The organism is Cryobacterium sp. 10I1, assembly GCF_035019805.1.
Lineage (GTDB): Bacteria > Actinomycetota > Actinomycetes > Actinomycetales > Microbacteriaceae > Cryobacterium > Cryobacterium glucosi.
The window spans coordinates 1-13,087 of record NZ_JASJVF010000079.1; the positions used below are offsets into that span (position 1 = coordinate 1).

Annotated in this window: 13 protein-coding genes and 2 tRNA genes; 4 read left to right on the top strand and 11 right to left on the bottom strand. The window is 64.1% G+C overall.

All coding sequences use genetic code 11. The annotated features are described in order from the left end of the window. Nucleotides 1-65: 65 nt before the first annotated feature. From QN345_RS09075 to QN345_RS09085, 3 genes are all read right to left on the bottom strand, one after another. The gene (locus tag QN345_RS09075; RefSeq protein WP_323508590.1) at nucleotides 66-377 is read right to left on the bottom strand and encodes a hypothetical protein; all 312 of its coding nucleotides are present in this window, start codon (nucleotides 375-377) and stop codon (nucleotides 66-68) included. Between the two features lie 4 nt (nucleotides 378-381). Continuing rightward, nucleotides 382-1,179, bottom strand: coding sequence for a hypothetical protein (locus tag QN345_RS09080; RefSeq protein ID WP_323504974.1), 798 nt, complete (start codon nucleotides 1,177-1,179; stop codon nucleotides 382-384). Between the two features lie 372 nt (nucleotides 1,180-1,551). Beyond that, nucleotides 1,552-2,151 carry a hypothetical protein gene (locus QN345_RS09085; RefSeq protein WP_323508591.1) on the bottom strand — a complete coding sequence of 200 codons (600 nt, stop codon included), beginning with the start codon at nucleotides 2,149-2,151 and terminating at the stop codon, nucleotides 1,552-1,554. A 489-nt stretch (nucleotides 2,152-2,640) separates the two neighbouring features. On the opposite strand from QN345_RS09085, the gene QN345_RS09090 reads away from it, so the two are divergent. Further along, on the top strand, nucleotides 2,641-3,024 hold the full coding sequence (locus QN345_RS09090) for a hypothetical protein (RefSeq protein ID WP_323504972.1): 384 nt from the start codon (nucleotides 2,641-2,643) through the stop codon (nucleotides 3,022-3,024). Nucleotides 3,025-3,206: 182 nt separating this feature from the next. On the opposite strand, the gene QN345_RS09095 is transcribed toward QN345_RS09090, so the two are convergent. Together QN345_RS09095 and QN345_RS09100 are read right to left on the bottom strand one after the other, a co-directional pair. Further along, nucleotides 3,207-3,593, bottom strand: coding sequence for a hypothetical protein (locus QN345_RS09095; RefSeq protein WP_323504971.1), 387 nt, complete (start codon nucleotides 3,591-3,593; stop codon nucleotides 3,207-3,209). Nucleotides 3,594-3,748: 155 nt separating this feature from the next. Then, entirely contained in the window at nucleotides 3,749-3,955 is a 207-nt protein-coding gene (locus QN345_RS09100) for a hypothetical protein (RefSeq protein ID WP_323504970.1), read from the bottom strand. 102 nt (nucleotides 3,956-4,057) lie between these two features. Here QN345_RS09100 and QN345_RS09105 point away from each other — a divergent pair, with 102 nt between their 5' ends. Continuing rightward, complete coding sequence (locus QN345_RS09105; RefSeq protein WP_323504969.1) at nucleotides 4,058-4,657, top strand: helix-turn-helix transcriptional regulator; 600 nt, start codon at nucleotides 4,058-4,060, stop codon at nucleotides 4,655-4,657. Between the two features lie 120 nt (nucleotides 4,658-4,777). Next, entirely contained in the window at nucleotides 4,778-5,932 is a 1,155-nt protein-coding gene (locus QN345_RS09110; protein ID WP_323504968.1) for a tyrosine-type recombinase/integrase, read from the top strand. A gap of 581 nt (nucleotides 5,933-6,513) precedes the next feature. Here QN345_RS09110 and QN345_RS09115 read toward each other — a convergent pair. The 6 genes from QN345_RS09115 to serS all read right to left on the bottom strand — a co-directional run bounded on the left by QN345_RS09115 (nucleotide 6,514) and on the right by serS (nucleotide 12,037). Then, the gene (locus QN345_RS09115; protein WP_323504967.1) at nucleotides 6,514-7,146 is read right to left on the bottom strand and encodes an amidase domain-containing protein; all 633 of its coding nucleotides are present in this window, start codon (nucleotides 7,144-7,146) and stop codon (nucleotides 6,514-6,516) included. Nucleotides 7,147-8,229: 1,083 nt separating this feature from the next. Further along, nucleotides 8,230-8,320, bottom strand: a tRNA-Ser gene (locus QN345_RS09120). Between the two features lie 94 nt (nucleotides 8,321-8,414). Next, complete coding sequence (locus QN345_RS09125) at nucleotides 8,415-9,698, bottom strand: LCP family protein (RefSeq protein WP_241975523.1); 1,284 nt, start codon at nucleotides 9,696-9,698, stop codon at nucleotides 8,415-8,417. A gap of 41 nt (nucleotides 9,699-9,739) precedes the next feature. Then, nucleotides 9,740-9,824 (bottom strand) — tRNA-Ser (locus QN345_RS09130). A 141-nt stretch (nucleotides 9,825-9,965) separates the two neighbouring features. Then, on the bottom strand, nucleotides 9,966-10,775 hold the full coding sequence (locus tag QN345_RS09135) for an HAD family hydrolase (protein ID WP_134449151.1): 810 nt from the start codon (nucleotides 10,773-10,775) through the stop codon (nucleotides 9,966-9,968). Then, nucleotides 10,772-12,037, bottom strand: coding sequence for a serine--tRNA ligase (serS, locus tag QN345_RS09140; protein WP_134449152.1), 1,266 nt, complete (start codon nucleotides 12,035-12,037; stop codon nucleotides 10,772-10,774). Before serS ends, QN345_RS09135 begins: the two co-directional genes overlap by 4 nt. Before the next feature lie 48 nt (nucleotides 12,038-12,085). Between serS and QN345_RS09145 the strand changes: the two genes are divergently transcribed. Continuing rightward, the gene (locus QN345_RS09145; RefSeq protein ID WP_134449153.1) at nucleotides 12,086-13,087 is read left to right on the top strand and encodes a diacylglycerol/lipid kinase family protein; all 1,002 of its coding nucleotides are present in this window, start codon (nucleotides 12,086-12,088) and stop codon (nucleotides 13,085-13,087) included.

The following is a 13,087-nucleotide window of genomic DNA, read 5'->3' on the forward strand; positions in this document are numbered from 1 at the left end:
CCCCAACCCAACCCGACGACATCGGAGGCATTCATTGGCATCAAAGCCGAATAGGCGTTACTGACTCACGCTCCTAGAGCGGCAAAGGCCCCGGTTACCCAGTACCGCGTATCGGATTGCAATGGTGTTCCGAATACGTTGAGGCCGAGTTCGGTGATGCTCAGAGTGATAACCGCCGCGATGGCCCCGAGCCCAGCGGCCACAAGAACGGTGCGCACCCATCGGACGGTAGGACGTCGTCGAAGCGCTCTCCGGCCGCCGAGTGATCGTGGTTCGGGACGCACTACGAGATAGATCAACGCTGCGATACTCAGTGCGCTGAAGACCAGCACGACCTGTCCATCAACGATGTTGAATGTCAGAAGTGAGTTGGTCACGAGGTCAAGTATCCCCTGCCCTCGCTGTACGATTACCGACCCCTACGCCGGTCCCAAACTGTGCCATAGACGTCGCGGACGTCGTCTTCTCAAGCTTCCGGTTGATCGCATCATCGCCCCTGCGCCGTCCTGCACCCGACGGTCCGATTGTGGCGCGCGGGTCGAGTGCGCTGCCGAGCCAGTGCCCCCGCTTGTCGAAGGCGATCGTTGAGACAAGCCGCGGGCGTTCTGTGCGGAAGATGAATCTGTCGGCCTCTATAGTCACGACTCGGTCGGCATCCGCCGTGCAGAAGTAGACGACCTGAGATATCCCGTCACGAGCGAGCCGCATCGAGTGGTTCTCGCAGATCAGTCTGTATCGCGGTGAGGATTTCGCGGTCAGCTCCACTTCGACAAGCTCCACACAGTCGCCATAGGTTGCGACACCGTCGGCCTGGTGGTCGAGATGGCTGACCGGTCGTCGGTCGCGCTTCCAGGTATAGCCGAGAGCGAGATACCGGGCCGATACCGCCGCGACCGCGACCTCGTGCCTCGTGGTCTGCCGGAACAGGTTCGGCGGCTGCTTACCGACAGCCTCGTGCGTCGCCCAGACGAACGACGCACTCTGGAACGTCGGGCGCTCCCGGGCCACGAGTCCAGCCTGAACCATCCGCATCACCCAGTGCTGCGCCTTCCTGGTGCTGATCGGCTCCGCTGAACCCGACATCGCGCCCAGTGCCCACCGGATCGAATCGACCTCCGCCACACGCACAACGCCCAGCCACTCGACCATCGCCAGATCACGCTCTGTCACCTGCACCATCAACTCATCCCGCCCTTAGAACCTCAGTACCTCATCGTTTTTCTTCTTGTTTTTTCTCTTTGTTTTTTTCTTTTTCTTTCATTCATATTTCTTTCATCTACCTCTGACTCTTTCCCTGTCCCACCACCTCCCCTTCACTTCCCAACCCCCCACACAAAGCCGTTGAGTGTGGGGGGTTGGGAAGTGAGCGCAGCGAGGGGGAGGCGGTGGGACAGGGAAAGAGTGCCCTCGGGCAGTCGTTTACCTATTCGCTCTCGATGACGGGGCAAACGACTACCCGACGAATGCGCGCACGCCGCCGCGACATCCTGAAGGCCCGCTCGTCCTGACAACGCCGCCACCGTGGCTGGCACGAGTACTCCCGGCGAATGCCTACTCCGTCGAGCCGCGCAGGCCCTGAACTCTCGCTTCGATTGTTTCTATGTGCCGGCCATGCCCGAGCCCAATCACTGAACCGAATCCGCGTCGGACGATAAGCGGGACGACCACAGGATGGTCGCCTCCTGCGGCGAACGACAGCTGGAGGGTCGGCGTCGTACTGCCAAAGATCGCCGTCATCACCAGACGCACGTCTCGGACGTCGCTCCAGCGGAGGTCGAAGAGTCGGACACTGTTCCCCTCCCGCGAAGACTGCCAAATACTGATGCCCAATGAGGTCACGCCAAGAGCGGCAGCCCATTCGAAGACGACGTTCCCACCAAGAGCCTCGAGGGCCCTCCTCGAGACCGCTGTCTGGGCGACGTAGACGACCACGGCGTCGGGCTCGCTGGACTGGATCGCAGCGAGAGTGGCCGCGTCTTGCCGTCGGGTTCCCATGACTCTCACGAGGACCACGTAGAGCACAACCACTGCGACCGTGAAGCCGCCGATGACGGCGACCGGGATAAGCACGTCTGCCCAGGTGAGTGGCGGACCCGATGCGCCCGCCCATACGAGCCGACCACCCACAAGGACGACACCAAGCGCGAGCACACCGGCCCACCAAAACCATCGACGCATCACATACGGCATGCCCTTCGCTTCCCTCCCGATTGCGATTCGTCGTCGGTCACCTCGGCCGGCCAAACTGAACGCCTGTTGCCAGCGGGCCGAGCCACGTTGTTAGCCAGTCTGCGTCGTCGCACTGATCGTAATCACAACCACCGCGATCGTGAACACAGCAACGATTAGCCACCCTTGCCACGCGTGCGGACCCCAGCCGCCACCCAGTTGCTTCGGACCAAACCACGGTTCATGTTCTGCCACTGCGTCCCCCTCGAGTTGGAATATCGCGACTCCTGCCCAGCGCGGTGCAATCTTGTCAGTCATCGCCGGAACGCGCCAGAGCGACACGGTGAGCCCATCGACGGTCGCCGGTATGCTGCGGAGATGGGGAAGCGAAATTCGCTAGCGGATCGGATCCAGGCACGTTTCAATTCGACACCCCTCACGGCGAGCGTTCCGCCCCTCACTCCGCGCCCGGTGACTGCGCGCGACCGCCGAGTAAAACGGCTCGCATTCACCTGTCTGGTCATCCTTGCGATCGGGATGACGTTCATGCTGGCCTATGGAGTGGCAGCCGGGATTTGGTGGAACGACTCATCCTTTTCGACCTGCACCGTGAACGCAGCGTCCCACCACGACACCTATGGAAAATCCGGCTTCCTCGGCGTGGTCTACGACGTAGACACCACCTGCGGGCTCCTGCAGGTCACCGGCGGACGCGTCCTCAGCGAAAAGGAAGCGGAAACCCTCGGTCAGTCCATCCGATCGGGGAACGAATACCTATTCGAACTTCGAGGCTGGACCGGATGGCCCAACGCACGACGGGCCATCGTCACAGCAAACGACTCAACTCGCCCTTAGTCCAGCGCGGGTTTCGGTGGTGAGTTATCCACAGGCATGGTTCGCGCGCGCGTACTGCTCCAGTTTTGTTCTTCCTGTTCCTTACTGTTAAAGGGGACGGTGAGCGTCCCCTTGCTGGGTCAGTTTTCGTACCCCTGAAGGGGACGGGGACCGTACCCCTGAGGGGGACGCTGAGCGACCCCCTAGACATCCGCGACCCGATCCCGGAACTCCGGAAGCCGGCGGCCGGGCGTCGGCGGCTTGGCACTGTTGAGGTTCAGTTCGAACTCGGCTGCACGCCCGTTCCGGCCCGACCGCACCCGAGTGATCGCTCCAGTGTTCGTGAGTTCCGTCACGGCGCGTTTGACGGCCTGGTGGGCCGCGGCGCTCCCGTTGGACGGGGCGAGGAACCCGAGGGCGAGAGCAGACGCTTCCCGGCCAGCGAAATAGCGTCGGGGCGGCTGACCGCCCGGATTGCGCTCATCGTCCCAGCACTCCAAGGCCATATGGATCAGCAACAGCGTCGACGCATGACCCAGGCCCAGCTGGGCGGCGACCAGGACGGCGTTCTTCGCCGCATACAAGCCCACAAGACCTCACCCACCCCTGCGGACGTGAGGCGACGTGTCCGCCGTGCACGCTGGTCTGCGCATCGATCGACTCCTCTGCTGACGACGCTCACTGGTCCCGGGCGCCCACCCGTGCCACCGTGGGCGATTAAGTGCCGCGGGCGTAACGAGATGGCTCAGTACCGAATCGGAGGCTCTGAGGTGCGGGTGGTGGCGCTGGCTTCGATCCAGGCGAGGACTTCGGATCTCTTGTAGAGCACGGTCCGGGGTGTGGGTTTGTAGAACCGGGGACCCCGAGCCAAGTAGCGGAGCTGGGCGAGGGCGCCGGTCTTCATTCCGGTGATCTCACCCACGGTGGCGGGGAGGATATAGTCGTCGTCCATGATCATCCTGTCTCGATGACAACCCTTCGGTTGTTCCAATGTTGAGGTCACAATATGGTGACTTCTCGCGTTTGACAAGTGTTTGGGTAGTATCTTGTCCATATGACAGATTTTCGGACTGAGACGAGCATCGGCGACCGCATCCAGGCCATCCGGAAACACCGCGGCATCCGCACCACAAAGGAGCTCGCCGACACGATCCCCGGCGACAACGTCACCGAGGCAATCCTGCAGAACATCGAAGCCGGCCGGAAGAGCGACCTCGCCGTCAGCCAACTGCTGAACATCGCCCACGCCCTCGGCGTCTCCCCACTGTTCCTGCTCGCCCCCGTCGGCCGTCCCCTCGACGCCCTCGACCTGCCCAACCTCAGCCCGGCCCTCGCCGCCATGACCGTCGTCGAGTTCGACGCCTGGATCTCCGGCGAGACCGACGGCGCCTACCGGTGGACCACGACCGACGAACGCTCCGAACGCACCCAGCTACAAGCCATGCGCGAACTGGACGCGCTCATCCGCGAACGCAACCGACTGACCAGCAACCTCCAGGTCGAAACCGCAGTGAACGTGGCCGTCGGCGAAGGCAGCGCCGGCCAGCCGTGGAACACCACGCAAGAACGCCTGGACGAAGCCAACCGACGCATCAACCAACTGTCCTCATATCTGACCTCGGCCGGGTGGAAACTCGACGGCTGGGCCGGCTGACGCGGTCGCCATGCGATCGGTCACTCCCTCGGTCGGCGTCGGACGTTGAGGCGATAATTCCAGAGTCAAGAATTCTCACCACCTCACGATCCCGACCGACGACGACATCGAGATGGAGCCATGGGCAGCATTCACGCGTACACGACGACAGCGGGCAAACGCTATCGGGTGATCTATCGCAAGCCCGACCACGTGCAGGGGCAGAAGCGCGGGTTCACGTCCAAACGCGACGCGGCCCTGTTCCTGTCGTCGGTGGAGATGTCGAAGGCGACGGGCGAGTTCATCGACGCAACCGCGGCGCGTGCCACCGTGGGCGTCCTTGGCGCTGAGTGGTTGACCCATCAGTCGCACTTGAAGCCGTCGAGTCTCCGCCCGGTCGAGTCTGCGTGGAGGTTGCACGTCGAGCCCGTCTGGGGTGGGCGCGCCGTGGGGACCATCCGGCACAGCGAGGTCCAGGCCTGGGTCACCGAGCTGACCGGTCGCAAGGGAGCCACGACCGTGCTGCGCGCCTACGGGATCCTCGCGGCGCTGTTGGATATTGCCGTGAAGGATCGACGGATCAGCTCGAATCCGGCGCGCGGCGTGAACCTGCCCCGGAAGGTGCAGAAGGATCACCGGTACTTGAGCCACGACCAGGTGGCCGCTCTGGCGCGAGCCTCCGGCGATCGGTCCACCCTCGTGCTGGTGCTCGCGTACTGCGGCCTGCGCTGGGGCGAAGCAATCGGCCTCGAAGTGCGAGACCTCGACCTTGCGCGACGCAGAATCAACATCAACCGGAACGCCGTCGAAGTCGGCGGGCGCATCGAAGTCGGTTCCCCGAAGTCATCGAAGCGCCGCTCGGTGCCCTTCCCCGAGTTTCTGACTCCGGGACTGGCCGACGCCTGTGCAGAAAAGCAGCCGACCGACCTGGTGTTCTCGGACCGGTTCGGGCAGCACCTCAAGCGCACGCGGGTGAGTGTGGGAACCCGCAGCTGGTTCCTGACGGCCTTGACCAGGGCGGGCCTACCGCGGATGACCCTCCACGACCTCCGGCACACGGCCGCGAGTCTCGCCGTGAGCGTCGGCGCGAACGTGAAATCGGTGCAGCGGATGCTCGGCCACGCCTCCGCTGCGATGACCCTAGACATCTACGCGGACCTCTTCGATGCCGACCTGGACGCCGTTGCCACCCTCCTGGATCAGGCCGCCACGTTCTCAAGTGCTGCCAAAGTGTTGCCACGGGAGGATTTTGGCCAAGAAAGAACCCCCACATCCCTTGAAAACACTGGCCTTTAGGAGGGAAACGTTCGCTGCGTTAACGCTCGCAAAGCGTACCTCCCATCCAGATCGCCGGCAACAGAACCGAATCTTGGCCGACCCAATCCCGGCCAACAAGCGAAGGGTCGAGTTGAGTTATCCAGTGGGTGCAGCACTGGCTGGGAAGGACAACACTCCGCCATTAATCTGCCACCCGCGCGCTCCACTATTGTCTTGCCAGGTGAGCGAAAGCACACATCCTGGAGATCCGGGCGTGTTAGCGGGCGTGGCGATGGTAATTGTCGCGAATTTAGGGTCGTCATCTCCTGTGTTAAGGGTGACTGCCCGTTTTGGATTCGATGCCGCTGGCGCACACACGTCCCAAGCCGCGTCAATTTGAGTTTTGCTTTGACTTGGAAAGAGTGCGCGGAGGGCCGAAGAGTCCGGACTCTGGAGGGCGCTGAGTACCTGCGCCTCGGTTCGACCTGTGGCACCTGACGGCGGAACAGATGTGGGGTCCGCGAAAGTGCAACCAGAAAGGGCGACCAAGAATGCAGCACAGACCAGGCCTCCCGCGGAATACGCGAGAGCCCTGGCCTGTCGAAGACTATGTCCGATACCTAGACTCCCCAGTTCGAATAGATTGCTCCTGGTTCGTCAGCGAGCATCAGTGTCAGCGATTTGTTGACGTGATCGTTGGTGTGCTGGGTGTAGTACGGCTGCCCTGTGGAATCCGTGAAGGTCACGATTGAGGTGTGATCGAAGGTGTAGTTATACGTGCCGTCACCCTTCCTCCAGATCCAAAAAGTGATATCGCCAGCGGACGGCGCGTCTTGGGCGTAGTGGAATCGACCTGTAACCTGATAGCCGAAATCGAACAAAGACTGGGCACGGCTCCACGCATTTGCCATCAAGAGAGTGCCACCGAACCAAGCGCCCTGATCGGTGGGCCATCCGATTTCTTGCTGCCATCCTCCGGCGAACAGAGCTTGTGAGGCGAAGCTGGTGCAATCGTCATCCAACGCTTTGAAGTCTGGATTTCGCGCCATCGCCCATTTGTATGCGTAGGCGACGATCGCAGATCTGTCCGACGTGCTCAATGCGGCAAAGGGAGCAGGATTCGCCTGGGCCGCGCCCTTTAGCCGTGTCAATTGGGGACTCTCCGCCTGGTTTTCGCTCTGGCTGAAACTCTTCGTGGCAAACGCCTCAGTTAAAGCATTGCGAGCTGATCCGTCCGATTGTGCAGCTGCCACGGCGTCACTCGGCGGGACCGTGGCTGGGAGGTCAGTTGATACGGCGTGGGACAAGTTGGACACTTCCCATGTCTCACCGACGCGATTGACGCTCGCCGTCTGCTCCAAACGGTATCCGTAATCCGGCCGGCCATTTCCATCAGGATCTGTTGTTCACGTCATCGCTGTTGTTTCCGTGAATGCGACTTCTACCGTTGCGCCAGAACTTCTCTCCGAGGTGACTTGGATTGTCGAACCGAAGTGTGTGAATGCTTCGCCATAGTCGGCCAGCAACTTCTGCTGAGTAACTAGCCTGGCGCGATCCCTCGAGCTAGTTGAAGTTTGCAGCGCAGGTTTTGCCTGCGCTGACGGGTCCAGAGACCTGGCTTGAGCGCTTGTTGGCACAAGCGACAAAGCGTTGCGTTGATCGACAGCCATCGTGATTGCTGCCTGGATTTGCTCCGTATCAGATACGACCGGTGCGGCCGTCACGGCGACAGCTGGCCCCACCGCGAGCAACCCTCCCAGCGCTATTCCAACGACTAGCCTCAGCCTTTTTCGAACAGTTATCAAATGCAAAATATGGCCCCCCGCCACGATATGCAAGATCGACTACCTTGCATATTTCCGACTCTAGGCCATCGCCCATAGACCTACGAGTAAACAGAAGCTGAACAGTCCCAGTGTCACGGCAAGTGCAGACCTAAACCGACCCTCGCGCCACCGGGCCTGATATGGGGATGCCCGGCCGTTTCTTTATACAGGCGGATGCGCAGCCGCCCTGCCCTCGCCCTTATTCCGGCGATTCTGTTGGAAGCGTCTACAGGTCTGGGCGCGGTCGCGAACCGTTCGTCGACGTTCCCTACCCCTCTGGTGCGAAGGCTAGGTTGAAAGTCACCATTGTGGTCGCGGGGTTACTCGCTAATGCAGACTCAATCGATGACATTGCCGGCGTCCGTCGCGGCGATCTGGACGCCGCGCAACGCTCCTGAATCAGGCTGCCACGTTCTCAAGTGTTGCCAAAGTGTTGCCACGGGAGGATTTTGCCCAAGAAAAAACCCCCACGTCCCTTGAAAACACTGGGATGTAGGGGGAAGACACGTGCGGAGACGGTGGGATTTGAACCCACGGTACCCCGTGAAGGGTACTCCACCTTAGCAGGGTGGTGCACTAAGCCGTACTATGCGACGTCTCCTTGGCGCCTGCGCAGAATTCACCGAGCAAACACACGAGTGTAATCATAACCGTACCGGCGGCATCCGTTTGCACGGGTGCCCGAAGGCCCGCGCCTACTGGTTGTTGAGGGTGCGGCCGACGGAGCAGGTCAGCTCCCCGGCGGTCTGGCCGGTCGCCGACTCCGACAGGGTCGTGGCGTCCGTCGGGGTGGGGATCGGGGTGGCACCGGCGGATGCCGTGGGATCGGGCGTCGCGGAAGCATCCGTCGTCGCGGCGGGCGTCGGAGTCGCGGTCGCGCTCGGGTCGAGCGTCGCGCCGCGCCCCGTTGTGCCGCCGAGCTTGAGGGCCTTGTCGGCCGCGACCGCGGTGAAGAGTTCCTTGAAGTCGGGCTGGAGCGGGAGCACTCCGCCGGTCGTGCCGCCGGTGGGCACCTGCACGAAGACGACCTGGTTCAGGTCGATGTCCTTGAGCGCGACCGCGATCGACGCGATCACGGAGACGTTGTTGAGGCTATCGGAGAGCTTCATGTTGGCGGTCACGGCCTTCGCGAGCGAATACACCTTGAGCGGGTCCGACAGCGTGCTCGCGCTCTTGATGGTGCGCACCAGGGCCGACATGAAGACCTGCTGGTTGTTGATCCGGGTGAGGTCGCTGCCGTCGCCCACACCGTGGCGGGTACGGAGGAACTGCAGGGCCGCAACACCCTCGAGGGTGTGCATGCCGGGCTTGAGGAAGGTGCCGGTGTACTCGTCCTGGATCTCCTCGGCGACACAGACCGGTACGCCGCCGACAGCGGTGGACATGGCCATCACGCCGCTGAACTGGACCTCGGCCGCGAAGGGGATGGTCAGGCCGGTGAGCTTCTCCACGGTGAGCACCGTGCAGGCGAGCCCGCCGTACGTGAGCGTGGTGTTGATCTTCTGGCGGCTCATCGAATTGAACGTGCCGCCGCTCGGGTCGGGGCAGGCCGGGATCGGCACGAACATGTCGCGCGGGAAGCTGATCACGGAGGCGTTGGTGTGGTCCTGCGAGATGTGCAGGAGCATGGTGACGTCGTTGAGGTCGCCGGTGGAGTCCTCCGGGCCGAACGACGGGTCCTGGCCCTTGCGGCTGTCACTGCCGACGATGAGGAGGTTGACGCCGCCTGTGATGGCGCCGATCTGCGGGACGGGGCCGTTCGTCTCGTTGGCGAGGTGCACACCGGGCTGCGCGCTCGATGCGACGTCGAGGGTGGCGATCGCGGCGACGGAGACGCCGCTGACGAGCACGACGGCCATGGCCGCTGCGAGGAACTTGACGACGGTGACGACCGGGTTCGAGTGCTTCAACCGGCCGTGCCGCGCGATGGTGCTGAGCTTGTGGGATCGTGCGGAACGGAGTCTCGGTTGGTCGCTCACTCAGATCCCTTCTGTGGTGCCGGCCGGGTAACGGGTTCGTGCGGAGGGCGTGGGATTCGAACCCACGAGACATTTCTGTCCACCAGTTTTCAAGACTGGCTCCATCGGCCGCTCGGACAGCCCTCCCGTTCGCGGCCCGGTCCGGCGAAGAACGCCCGGTCGACAACACACGAATACCGACCGATTCTAGCCGATCGCGCCTTCCTCACCCTGCCAGCAGGCTGGGACGCCCGCAGCGAGGCGGTTCGGAGGGGTGCCGGAGCGGCGTCAGAGCGACGCGAGAACCGTGGCGAGGCCGTCGTCGAGCACGGCTCCCGTGATCTCCCCGGCCGCCGCGAGCACCTCATGGGGGGACTGGCCCATGGCAACGCCGCGGCCCTCGAGCCCGGCCCACTCGAGCATCTCGATGTCGTTGCGTCCGTCACCGACGGCCATCACCCGGGCACGGGGGATGTCCAGCTCGGCTCGGACCCGCTCCATTGCGGTGGCCTTATTGACGCCGTCGGGCGCGATGTCGAGCCACGCGGTCCAGCCGATCGAGTAGCTCACCCGGTTGAGGCCCATCTGCTCGACGACCTGCAGGAAGTCTTCCATCTCGTGGTCAGGCGAGATAACGACGACGCGGGTGGCCTCGTGGCGGAGCAGCTCGTCGAACTCGACGTGTTCACTGTCGAGGCCGATAGTGGCATCCGGGAAGGGCTCGGTGTACCGGTAGAAGCCGTGCTCGTCTTCGACGGCGTAGCGTGCGTCACCGAGGTGCGAGCGGATCGAGAGCAGCACCTCGCTCGGGTCGAAGGTCTCGACCCATTCGCGGCGATACCCGGTCGGCGCGGTCAGATCCCGGCGCAGGGTGATCGCGCCATTCGAGCAGACCACGTAGCGGGGCGTGATGTCGAGGCGCTCGAGCACCGGCAGGGTGGCCGCCGTCGAACGACCGGTTGCGAGCATGATCTCGTGCCCGGAGCGGGTGAGCCGCTGTACCTCTTCGAGCACGGCGGGGCTGATCGAACCGTCTTCGTGCACGGTGGTTCCGTCGATGTCGAGGGCGACGAGCCAGGGCGAGACGGTCGCGGTCATCGGATCGGCTCGAGGACTTCGAGGCCGCCGAGCCAGGGCCGCAGCGCCTCGGGGACGAGCACCGAGCCATCCGCTCGCTGGTGCGTCTCGAGAATCGCGACGATCCAACGCGTGGTCGCGAGGGTGCCGTTGAGGGTGGCGACCGGCGCGGTCTTGCCCGATTCGGTGCGATAGCGGATGTCCAGACGTCGGGCCTGGTACGTGGTGCAGTTGCTCGTGCTGGTCAGCTCGCGGTAGGCGTTCTGGGTGGGCACCCACGCCTCGATGTCGAATTTGCGGGCCGCGCTCGACCCGAGGTCGCCCGCTGCGACGTCGATCACGCGGTAGCTGAGACCGAGGGACTGCAGCATGCCCTCCTGCAGGGCGACGAGGCGGTCGTGCTCTGCCTCGGCGTTCTCGGGGAGGACGTAGGTGAACATCTCGAGCTTGTTGAACTGGTGCACCCGGATGATGCCGCGAGTGTCCTTGCCGCCGGAGCCGGCCTCGCGGCGGTAACAGGTGGACCAGCCGGCGTAGCGCAGCGGGCCATCATTCAGGTCGAGGATCTCGTCGGAGTGGTACCCGGCGAGCGCAACCTCGCTCGTGCCGGTGAGGTAGAGGTCGTCTGCGGGAAGGTAGTAGATCTCGTCGGCGTGCTCGCCGAGGAAGCCGGTGCCGTCCATGATCTCCGGGCGGACGAGCGTGGGCGTGATCAGGGGGATGAACCCGGCCTGGAGCGCGCGGTCGAGGGCCATGTTCATCAGGGCGATCTCGAGCCGGGCTCCGATGCCGCGCATGAAGTAGAAGCGCGCTCCGGACACCTTCGCGCCGCGGGCCATGTCGATCGCGCCGAGCATTTCGCCCAGCTCGAGGTGATCGCGGGCCTCGAAGTCGAAGGTGGGGATCTCGCCGTGGGTGCGGAGCGTGGTGAAGTTCTCCTCGCCTCCGGCCGGGACGCCGTCGATGATGGGATTGGCGAGGGTGCGGACGATCCCGGTGAAGTCCGCCTCGGCATCCGTCGCGGTCGCCGCAGCGGCCTTGACCCGGGCGGCGAGAGCCTGGGCCTCGGCGACGAGGGCCTTCTTCTCGGCGGGGGGCGCGCTCGCGACCTGCTTGCCGAACTGGTTCTGGGCGGCGCGCAGGTCTTCGTAGGCCTTGATCGAGGTACGCCTGGCCGTGTCCGCGGCGAGCGCGGCGTCGACAGCTTCGACCGAAGCGCCCCGCGCCTTCTGCGAACGCTTGATCAGATCGGGATTCTCTCGCAGCAGTACAGGATCAATCACCGTGCCAGTCTACAAGCGCCCGCCGGAGCGCCTTGCTAGCCTTACCCCGTGAATACTCCCGGTGAGACTCCGAGCGGCCGTCGAGCGGCCGTCGTGTACAACCCGATCAAGGTTGACGTGGTCAAGCTCCGCGCGAGCGTCGCAGCGGCCGAGTCCGCCGCCGGGTGGTCGGGCACGGTGTGGCTGTCGACGACCGAGACGGATGCCGGTCAGCGGGCGACCCGGACGGCGATCGAACAAGGGGCATCCGTGGTGCTCGCGGCGGGAGGGGACGGCACCGTGCGCGCGGTCGCCGAGGCCCTGCGCGACACGGGCGTTGCCCTCGCGATCGTGCCGGCCGGCACGGGGAACCTGTTGGCCCGAAACCTGGCGCTGCCGCTCGCGAGCCTCGATGCGGCGGTGGAGATCGCGTTCGGCGGCGTGGACCGGGCGATCGACCTCGGCGTCGCAGTGCTCACCGACACCGAGGGTGAGAAAGCCGAACACGTCTTCCTGGTGATGGCCGGCCTCGGGCTCGATGCCCAGATGATCGCCAACACGAGCGCCGATCTCAAGAAACAGGTCGGCTGGCTCGCGTATGTCGATGCCGGCATGCGGGTGATCCCGAAGTCGAAGCCATTCCGCATCCGTTATAGCCTCGAGGGTCGCACCGACCGGCCGGCGCACGTGAGCACGATCCTGGTCGCGAACTGCGGGGTCCTGCCGGGCAACATCCAGTTCCTGCCCGATGCCCAGGTGGACGACGGGATTCTCGACATCGCCGTGCTGCAGCCCAAGGGCGTCCTCGGCTGGCTGACCATCTGGCGCAGGGTGACGTGGGAGAACGGCGTGCTGCGCCGCTCCGCGGTCGGGCGCAGGATCATCGCCCAGAGCGAGTCGAGCAACGAACGGGTGATGACGACGCTTCGGGGTTCACGGATCAGGATCGTGCTCGAGCACCCGCAGGAGTTCGAGATCGACGGCGACGAGTTCGGCCCGGTGCGCGCCGTCTCCCTGCGTGCCGACCCCGGCGCGCTCACGGTGCGGATGCCCGCGCCCGCTTCCGCGTAA